General features: G+C 66.4%; 1 protein-coding gene. It reads right to left on the bottom strand.

The window, feature by feature from the left end; translation table 11 throughout:
- Positions 1 to 1257 (bottom strand): type I glutamate--ammonia ligase (gene glnA / locus ACH495_RS31835; protein ID WP_396861415.1); only part of this gene is annotated, 1257 nt, incomplete at its 3' end.
- Positions 1258 to 1273: the final 16 nt, after the last annotated feature.

Raw genomic sequence — 1273 nt, 5'->3', positions numbered from 1 at the left:
CAGCGAGCCGGGGACCTGCTTGACGTCGCCCCACTCCTCCGGGGGGAGGTCGTAGAGGTCCTTGTCGATCGGGGCCGGGGGTTCGATCTTGCTCTTGATGCCGTCGAGGCCGGCCATCATCATCGCGGAGAAGGCGAGGTAGACGTTGGCGGACGGGTCCGGGACGCGGAACTCGACGCGCTTGGCCTTGGGGTTGCTGCCGGTGACCGGGATGCGGGTGCACGCGGAGCGGTTGCGCTGCGAGTAGACCAGGTTCACCGGCGCCTCGAAGCCGGGCACCAGCCGGCGGTACGAGTTCACGGTCGGGTTGGTGAAGGCCAGCAGTGACGGGGCGTGGTGCAGCAGGCCGCCGATGTACCAGCGGGCGGTGTCGGACAGGCCGGCGTAGCCGGTCTCGTCGTAGAACAGCGGTTCGCCGTTGAGCCACAGGCTCTGGTGGGTGTGCATGCCGGAGCCGTTGTCACCGAACAGCGGCTTGGGCATGAACGTGGCGGTCTTGCCGTTGGTCCACGCCTCGTTCTTCACGATGTACTTGAAGAGCTGGAGCTGGTCGGCGGCGTGCAGCAGCGTCGAGAACTTGTAGTTGATCTCGGACTGGCCGGCGGTGCCCACCTCGTGGTGCGAGCGCTCGACGGTGAAGCCGCTGTCCACGAGCCGGCGCACGATCGAGTCGCGCAGGTCGGCGTAGTGGTCGACCGGGGGGACCGGGAAGTAGCCGCCCTTGTAGGCGGTCTTGTAGCCGCGGTTGCCGCCTTCTTCGACGCGGCCGGTGTTCCAGGCGCCCTCGATCGAGTCGATGTAGTAGAACGACTGGTGGGCGGAGGTTTCGTGGCGGATGGAGTCGAAGATGTAGAACTCGGCTTCGGCGCCGAAGTAGGCGGTGTCGGCGATGCCGCTGGCGGCGAGGTAGGCCTCGGCCTTCTTGGCGACGTTGCGGGGGTCGCGGGAGTAGGCCTCGCGGGTGAAGGGGTCGTGGACGAAGAAGTTGAGCGCGAGGGTCTTCTGGGCGCGGAACGGGTCGATGAACGCGGTGGCGACGTCGGGGAGCAGGAGCATGTCCGACTCGTGGATCGACTGGAAGCCGCGGATCGACGAGCCGTCGAACGCGAGGCCGTCGGTGAAGACGCTGTCGTCGAAGGACTCGACCGGCAGGTTGAAGTGCTGCATCACGCCGGGCAGGTCACAGAAACGTACGTCGACGAACTTCACGTCCTCGTTGCTGAGGTATCGCAGGAGTTCCTCGGAATTGGCGAACACACGTCCTCCTGGCAGG

This window comes from Micromonospora sp. NPDC018662, from assembly GCF_044391475.1.
Lineage (GTDB): Bacteria > Actinomycetota > Actinomycetes > Mycobacteriales > Micromonosporaceae > Micromonospora.
The sequence above is the reverse complement of the archived record's forward strand: the minus strand, read 5'-3'. Positions and strand labels throughout refer to the sequence as shown.